The organism is Henriciella marina, from assembly GCF_027213945.1.
Lineage (GTDB): Bacteria > Pseudomonadota > Alphaproteobacteria > Caulobacterales > Hyphomonadaceae > Henriciella > Henriciella marina_A.
The window spans coordinates 1-7,997 of record NZ_JAPWGW010000008.1 but is presented as its reverse complement, the minus strand read 5'-3'; the positions used below and the strand labels follow the sequence as shown (position 1 = coordinate 7,997).

The following is a 7,997-nucleotide window of genomic DNA, read 5'->3' as shown; positions in this document are numbered from 1 at the left end:
AAACAAACGGTGCTGTTCCGCAAGGTCGCCGGCACCTGGCAGGTCATTCACACGCACTCGTCCTCCCGTGCGCCGCGATAAGGAGGAAATCCAAACTGCCGCTTGCCGGCCAAGTTGAAAAGCAACCGGCAAGCGGCGATGATATTGAATATACCCCCTAGGGGTACTATACTATGACTGTCCTACTTGCTCTTGCCTGGACCGCTGGAGGTCAGAATGAAAATCATCCCCGTCGGACACTCGCTGTCTCTGTTCCTGCTCGTCAGTTATTTGCTGTGCGTCGGCTGGGGGAGTGTGACGCCGTCCAGCCTTCACATGCATCCAGCATGGCAGGATCTACTGCCCGGATTTGAGTTTGGAACGCTGACCGGTTTCCTGATCGGCCTTGTCGAGAGCTATCTCTATGGCTGGTACATCGCCCTTCTGTTCGTTCCCTTGTTCAACTTCTTCAACCGAAACAGCAGCGCATAAAAGTGATGCATACCCTCATCCTGTGAAGCACTCCTGCTGAAAGAGTCAGAGCCATGACCAACGACACTTCTCACGCCCATTCCGGACATGCGTGCCATCACAACGATCAGGCCGCTCCAGAGAAGCCCGATGATGCCTATGACAAGGTTCCGATCGGCTATGCCGGCACCGTCTGGACCTGTCCCATGCATCCGCAGGTACGCGAAACTGCCAATACAGGCTGCCCGATCTGCGGCATGGCGCTCGAACCGGAAACGGTGACGGCCGAGCAGGATACCAGCGAACTGGATGACATGACGCGGCGCTTCTGGGTCGCCCTTGTCTTCTCGGCGCCACTGCTCGCCTTTGTCATGGGCGAAATGATTCCCGGCAGCCCGCTCAGGCACTGGATTGATCCGACATGGAGTGTCTGGCTTCAGGCCCTGATCGCGACTCCCGTTGTCGTTTGGGCCGGCTGGCCTTTCTTCGTGCGCGGCTGGCAATCCGTGAAGCGACGCAACCTCAACATGTTCACCCTGATCGCGATGGGCGTCGGCGTGGCCTATATTTATTCCCTGGTCGCAACATTCGCGCCTGGCATATTTCCCGATTCATTCCGTGGGCATGGCGGCGCGGTAGCAGTCTACTACGAGGCGGCCGCCGTCATCGTTACGCTGGTTTTACTTGGCCAGGTGCTCGAACTGCGCGCGCGCAACGCCACCTCAGGAGCCATTCGTGCACTGCTGGAGCTTGCCCCTGCTACTGCGCGCAGGATTGCTGACGATGGCAGCGAACAGGATGTCGATCTCGCGGATGTAAAGTCTGGCGACAAGCTGCGGGTCCGGCCAGGTGAGAAGATCCCGGTCGATGGCGAGGTCGTCGACGGCCATGGGTCGGTTGACGAGTCCATGGTCACCGGCGAACCCCTGCCCGTCGAAAAAGCCGCTGGCGCCCGTGTGACCGGCGGCACGGTCAACGGAACCGGGTCGCTCGTTATGAAGGCGACACATGTGGGCGAAGACACGCTCTTGTCCCAGATTGTCCGAATGGTTGCCGCCGCTCAGCGGTCCCGAGCTCCAATCCAGCGGCTCGCTGATCTCGTCGCTGCCTGGTTCGTTCCGGCTGTTATTGGAATTGCAATCCTGACCTTTGTCGTTTGGGCCGTGTTCGGACCCGACCCGGCGATGGCTTTTGCGATCGTGAATGCCGTTGCCGTCCTGATCATCGCATGTCCCTGTGCGCTAGGTCTGGCAACCCCGATGTCGATCATGGTCGGCACGGGCAAGGGCGCGTCCAACGGCATCCTGATCAAGAATGCTGAAGCGTTGGAGACGCTTGAGAAGGTCGATACGATCGTGGTCGACAAGACCGGGACGTTGACGCTCGGACGCCCCGAACTGGTACGCGTCCAGCCAGGCGAAGGCTTCGACGAAGCCTCGTTGCTTAGTCTCGTAGCCGCGGTGGAACGTTTGAGCGAGCACCCACTTGCCGACGCGATCGTGCGTGGCGCAAAAGGCAAGGGCGCGCCTCACAAGGATGCGCACGGATTTGAATCCGTCACTGGCGAAGGTGCGCAGGCAAGCGTCGACGGCCAAACCGTCGCCATCGGCAACAGAAAGATGATGCAGCGGATCGGGGGCTGGTCTGACGACCTCGGGACACGCGCTGACCAGTACCGCACCGAAGGCCAGACGGTTATGTTCGCCGCCGTCGACGGAAAACCGGCAGGCCTTGTCTCTGTGGCGGACCCGATCAAGGAGACGACACCGGAAGCCATCAGACGTCTTCATGCCGAAGGGTTGAAGATTGTGATGTTGACAGGTGACAATGAGACGACAGCACGCGCGGTCGCCGACAAGGTCGGCATCGATGAGGTTCACGCCGACGTCTCGCCTGAAGACAAGCATCGGATCGTGTCCGAACTCCAGAAGAACGGTGCCCGCGTGGCCATGTGCGGTGACGGCATAAATGATGCGCCCGCGCTCGCTCAGGCGGATGTCGGAATCGCCATGGGAACCGGAACCGATGTGGCCATGGAGAGTGCCGGTGTAACGCTTGTGAAAGGCGATCTGATCGGGGTCGCAAAGGCCCGGGAGCTCAGCCACGCCACGATGCGCAACATCCGCCAGAACCTGTTCTTCGCGTTCTTCTACAATACGCTTGGCGTGCCGGTTGCCGCTGGCATTCTGTATCCCTTCTTCGGCTTGTTACTGAGCCCGATGATCGCGGCGGCCGCCATGAGTTTCAGTTCCGTATCTGTTATCGGCAACGCCTTGCGGCTGAGAACCCTTAAACTCTAATTTTCCGGAGCACAGACATGTCCAGACCACTTGCTATGAGCGCGCTCGGTGCGCTGATGATTGCAGCCCTGATAGCGGGTATGATGCTCTTCTCCGCGTCACCCGCAGCCAACGCGCAAACAGTCACTGTACACAAGACGCCATGGTGCGGTTGCTGCGCCGCCTGGGTGGACCACCTGCATGACGAGGGTTTCGACGTCATCGTGAAAGAGGAAGAGGACCTGACACCCATTCGGTCACGGCTTGGTGTTCGGGATGAACTGATGAGTTGCCATACCGCAGAAGTCGCCGGATATGTCGTTGAAGGTCACGTTCCCGCTCGGGAAATACGACGCTTGCTCGAAGAAAAGCCTGACGTCAACGGCGTCTCGGTGCCCGGCATGCCGCAAGGCTCTCCCGGCATGGAAACACCGAACGCGCCAGATCGGTATGATGTCATCATCTTCTCTGGAGAGGATGCCAGGACATATGCCTCCTATCGGGGAACGCAATTGGTCTCCGAACCGGCAAGACCATGAGTGAGGATGACTACAAGCATGGGTCACTGACGCTGGCGGGCACCGTCGCCATGGGGACGGGCGTGATGATCGGTGCCGGCATCTTTGCCCTGACCGGTCAGGTCGCTGAATTTGCAGGCGACCTGTTTCCGCTCGCATTCCTCACGGCAGCCATCATCAGCGGCTTCAGCGCCTATTCCTATATCAAGGTCTCCAACAAGTATCCTAGCGCCGGCGGCATCGCGATGATACTCCAACGCGCTTACGGCCCGTCTACCGTGACCGGAAGCGCCGCCCTGCTGATGGCGTTCTCGATGATCATCAATGAAAGCCTGGTCGCCCGCACGTTCGGCACGTACACGCTGCAGCTGTTTGGCGTCGAGGGCGGCATATTCGTCCCCTTGCTGGCAATCGGACTGATTATCCTGGCTTTCGTGATAAATATTGCCGGTAATCAGGTGATCGGCGGCGTATCGAAGGTCACGGCTATTCTCAAGATTGGTGGCATACTGATTTTCGCGCTTATTGCGATCTGGGCTGCCGGATTCAGCTTCCAGCCAGCAGCAGACGGTTTCGCTGACAGCACATCTGCCGGTGGGTTCCTGGCCGGCGTCGCGCTCGCCATCCTGGCCTATAAGGGATTCACCACCATCACGAACAGTGGCGACGAGGTGAAGCAACCGACCCGCAATGTCGGGCGGGCCATCATGATCTCACTTGCGATCTGCACTTTCATCTATCTCTTTGTCTGTTTCGCTGTCGGATCAACCCTCACTGTCTCGGAGATTGTTGCGGCGAAGGACTATGCCCTCGCCGAAGCGGCCCGGCCAGCACTTGGAAACTATGGATTGTGGTTCACCGTAACGATTGCGATCATCGCGACAGCGTCAGGCCTGCTTGCTAGCTTGTTTGCCGTCTCCCGCATGCTCGCCATGCTGACCGACATGAACCTGATTCCGCATAGACATTTCGGCATGCCCGGAACGGTACAGCGTCATACGCTCGTCTATACGGTTGTGGCTGCCGGATTGCTCGCGGCTTTCTTCGATCTCAGTCGGATCGCTTCGCTTGGCGCAATCTTCTATCTGGTCATGGATATCATCATCCATTGGGGCGTCTTCCGGCATTTGAGACAGGATGTTGGCGCCGCACCTGCAATCCTTATCTGTGCGATGGCGCTCGATGCCTTCGTCCTGATCGCCTTCATCGCCCTGAAGTGGCAAGCCGATCCAGTCATCATCCTGATCGCGGCTTTCGGCATGGCTGCAGTCTTTTCATTCGAGCATTTCTTCCTGAAACGTCTCCGCGACAATCCTCCCGGAGAGGAGTCCGGAAACGACCAGCACAAAGCCCATTCATGATCATTGCAACCTTGATCGGACTGCTCACTTTTGTGCTGGCAAGCACGCTGCATTATCTCGCACTGGCGCATCTGCACCGACGCCTGAACCATGAAGCGCGTTCAGGTCTCCCGATCGTTGTTTCGGGTATCGTAGGTGCAGGCCTGGCGCACCTGGCTGAGGCAGCGCTCTATGCAACCAGCTTTACGCTACTGGATGCCTTCGACTTGGGTGGTTTCAAGGGCGGCGAAGCGGACGGGTTCATGGACATATTCTATTTCTCCCTCGTCAACTACACATCGCTTGGGCTGGGCGATATCTATCCAACCGGACATTCGCGGTTCCTGGCCGGACTGGAATCACTCAATGGTTTCCTGCTGATTTCGTGCTCGGCATCCTTCATTTTCCTCCTGATGCGAAACCAAATGGATGGTCCAACTTCAGGCGGAATTCAAAAATCGGATTAACTCGGAACCTGTTCACACACTTCTCCGTTAGTCGTGGAAATACCCCACCACTGTATAAGGAGGATGTTGAAAGTGGATATGAAGAACAGTTATTGGCGGTTTGGAGCAATGATCATCACATCGGTGATCGTGATGTTTGGACTGATGTACCTCAACACCTATGCGTGGGAGCATGTTCGCTGGAGCGAAACGCGCTTCTACATGGCCTTCATCATGGGCGCCGCGATGGCCGTCGTGATGCTGAGCTTCATGCTCAACATGTACAAGGACAGCCGGATCAATTTCGGCATTTTCATTGGCGCTGCGGTCGTGTTCGTCCTGGCCCTCTGGCTGGTGCGCAGCCAGAGCACTGTCGACGACCGGTCCTACATGAAAGCGATGATCCCCCACCACTCCATTGCCATCATGACAAGTGAACGCGCCGGCATCGACGATGTCCGTGTGCGCGAGCTTGCCGACGAGATCATCACGGCGCAGCGCAGCGAGATCAAGGAAATGGAATGGCTGATTTCCGACATCGCGGAGAATGGACCGGCATCGACGGAAAGCGAGGCGGCGAGCCGCCCCGTTCCCCCCTTCGAAGGCAGGCTCAATCCAGACGACGCTGCCGGGGCAGCCATCGCGGAGGACTAACGCGCCTTCCACGTCCAGTCAGACCCGTTCGATCCCGAAAAGGAGCGAAACAGAACGAGACTCGAAAAGATCAAGACACAGGGCCTTGCCCACCTTTCCTACTTCCTGAGCGCCGATGGCGAAGCTGCGGTCATTGATCCGCGGCGCCTTCGCGGGCTGGTTGCTGCCAGGCGACAAACCGGTGCTGCTGGTAGCGCGCGATGACGACCAGGCGGTCGATGCGGCCACGACGCTTCAGCGGATCGGCTTCGACAATGTGAGCGGATTTGTCAGCGGGGCCATGCCCGTGGCGGTCCAGAACGGCCCGCTCGACACACTCGACTTCGTCGATACCGAAACCGTCGCCGCGCGCGTAGACAACCCGCCGGCTGGCTGGACCCTGCTCGATGTCCGCGCCATCGATGAATATGAGAGCGGCCACATCAAGGACAGCATGCACGCTTATGTCGGCAAGCTGCCTGATGCGGCCAGTGACCTCGACCCGGACAAGCCCGTCACCGTCATGTGCGGAAGCGGCGCCCGGGCCACCATTGCCGCCTCGCAGCTCATGCGGAAGGGGTTCTCCGAGGTCGATGTCTATATCGGCTCGATGAAGGCGTGGACCGCAGCTGGAAATGCCATTGAGTGATGACTGTCAGTCCATCTTGGGCTGAACCTTTCGTTTCTGACGCATAAAGAGACTGGAAATTGCTTCACGAGGTCCCCATATGTATACCCTGTATGGGGTATTTGCCATGAAGACTGAAACCAAAGAGGCCGCGACCCGGAGGCTTGCCCGCATCGAGGGACAAGTGCGCGGCATCACGAAGATGGTGTCCGACGACCGGTATTGTATTGATGTCATTCGTCAGGTGCAGGCTGTGAAGGCCGCGCTTGTCGGCCTCGAGGCCGTTATCCTGGATGACCATATTGCAACGTGTGTGGATCATGCCCTGACCGGAAGCAATGTCGATGACCGGCGTGAAAAGGTCGAGGAACTTGTTGCTGTGCTTGGTGGCCGCAAGAAGTAGCGGCCTCACAGTTTGTTGAAATGAAAGCTTTAATCTTTTCACGTATTTGAACAATGATGCAGTTTGTGACCCGCCTCCTGACACTGTTTGCCGCTGCCTTCATGGCGGCTCATCCGGTCATGGCGTGTCCATTGATGGTCGGGGCCTCCGAAACCGCGCCGACTGAAATGAGCAGCAATCATCCCTGTCATGACATGGCGATGGAAGCCATGGCCGACACCGGGCATACAGATCAGGCGTCATCGTCTGATTGCCCCGCGGGATACGACTGTGCACCCATGCTTATCCAGGCGCACAGTGACGCCAATCCAGTTGCACCTGTTGCGAATGTAGACGCAGAATTTGCTGCGGTTCTCGCTAACCCACCAAAGGCATTCCTGCCAGAGCGCGAAACACTAAAGACCGGGCCTCCACCTCGGCTGGATATCGTCCAGCACACGCCAATATCGCTAAAGCAGCGCTTCCTGAATTGAGAGCGATGACCTGCGGCTGCCACAGCAGCCCGTCGTCATCGTCTCACACAATTCAGAAGAGCCTGTTTTATCATGCCCCACATTTCGAGAATGCTGCTGGTCGCAGCGTTTGCCGCTGTGCCCCTTGCGGCGGTTGCCAGCGCTCAGAGCTTTGCCGAGCTTGAAGCCCGTCTCGAGGCCCATCCAAGCCTCTCCGCTCTCGGTTACGATGCCGAAGCCGACCGGGAGCGTGCAGTCGCCTCAACCGCACTCCCGGACCCGGTCGTATCCCTCGGGATCAACAACATTCCGATTTTCGATCCCTCATTCGACAGTTACTTGCCGACCAATAAAGCCGTTGGTATCCGGCAACAATTTCCGAGCTTCGCGGGCCGTGAAGCCCGCGCCGGTGAAGCCCGGGCGATGTCAGCACAGACCGAGGCGGTTCGCGATGCCCGTTATGCGGCCTTGCGCGCCGAACTCATCGCTTTTCTCGCTGACAAGACTAGACTGACCAGGCAGAGATCCCTCGCCGAAGCGCGAAACGCCAAATATGACGAGCTTGTCGACATTGTCGAGGCCGAGATCGACGCGGGCCGCCCGGCCGTCTATCGCCTTGCCGAAATTGAAAGCGAACGGGCAGAAGTTTCCCGGACGCTTGTTGATCTTGATCGGCAGGAAGCCGAGACCGATGCGCGCCTGATCGAACTCGTCGGACTGGTCCCTTCGACCGGCCTCCCTCCCCTGACTGAAAGAGACTGGTCCGGCGCAGCGCTTGAGTTCCATACCGTGCGTGTTGCCGACGCGGCCGTCCGCGTTACCGATTACGGTATCGACGAGGCCCGCGC

General features: G+C 58.5%; 10 protein-coding genes. All 10 read left to right on the top strand.

Features of this window, described 5'->3' with window-relative positions; all coding sequences use genetic code 11:
• Nucleotides 1-216 precede the first annotated feature (216 nt).
• Nucleotides 217-471 (top strand): hypothetical protein, encoded by a 255-nt coding sequence (locus O4G74_RS15805; protein ID WP_034798659.1) that lies wholly within the window; start codon nucleotides 217-219, stop codon nucleotides 469-471.
• Between the two features lie 53 nt (nucleotides 472-524).
• Nucleotides 525-2,750, top strand: a complete 2,226-nt coding sequence (locus O4G74_RS15800; RefSeq protein ID WP_084419937.1) for a copper-transporting P-type ATPase — start codon at nucleotides 525-527, stop codon at nucleotides 2,748-2,750.
• Between the two features lie 17 nt (nucleotides 2,751-2,767).
• Nucleotides 2,768-3,268: a DUF411 domain-containing protein gene (locus O4G74_RS15795; protein ID WP_034813589.1), complete on the top strand. Its 501-nt coding sequence runs from the start codon at nucleotides 2,768-2,770 to the stop codon at nucleotides 3,266-3,268.
• Nucleotides 3,265-4,608 carry an APC family permease gene (locus O4G74_RS15790; RefSeq protein WP_034813592.1) on the top strand — a complete coding sequence of 448 codons (1,344 nt, stop codon included), beginning with the start codon at nucleotides 3,265-3,267 and terminating at the stop codon, nucleotides 4,606-4,608. The genes O4G74_RS15795 and O4G74_RS15790 overlap by 4 nt, the downstream gene beginning before the upstream one ends.
• Nucleotides 4,605-5,054: an ion channel gene (locus O4G74_RS15785; RefSeq protein ID WP_034813593.1), complete on the top strand. Its 450-nt coding sequence runs from the start codon at nucleotides 4,605-4,607 to the stop codon at nucleotides 5,052-5,054. Before O4G74_RS15790 ends, O4G74_RS15785 begins: the two co-directional genes overlap by 4 nt.
• 78 nt (nucleotides 5,055-5,132) lie before the next feature.
• Nucleotides 5,133-5,687, top strand: a complete 555-nt coding sequence (locus O4G74_RS15780) for a DUF305 domain-containing protein (protein WP_269403494.1) — start codon at nucleotides 5,133-5,135, stop codon at nucleotides 5,685-5,687.
• A gap of 115 nt (nucleotides 5,688-5,802) precedes the next feature.
• Nucleotides 5,803-6,315, top strand: a complete 513-nt coding sequence (locus O4G74_RS15775; protein ID WP_233347636.1) for a rhodanese-like domain-containing protein — start codon at nucleotides 5,803-5,805, stop codon at nucleotides 6,313-6,315.
• A 106-nt stretch (nucleotides 6,316-6,421) separates the two neighbouring features.
• A complete protein-coding gene (locus O4G74_RS15770) occupies nucleotides 6,422-6,697 on the top strand; it encodes a metal-sensitive transcriptional regulator (protein WP_034798806.1) in 276 nt (91 codons plus the stop codon).
• Between the two features lie 53 nt (nucleotides 6,698-6,750).
• Nucleotides 6,751-7,170 (top strand): hypothetical protein, encoded by a 420-nt coding sequence (locus O4G74_RS15765; RefSeq protein WP_034798651.1) that lies wholly within the window; start codon nucleotides 6,751-6,753, stop codon nucleotides 7,168-7,170.
• Between the two features lie 72 nt (nucleotides 7,171-7,242).
• Nucleotides 7,243-7,997, top strand: a 755-nt coding sequence (locus tag O4G74_RS15760) for a TolC family protein (RefSeq protein ID WP_269403493.1), incomplete at its 3' end; no start/stop codon positions are given.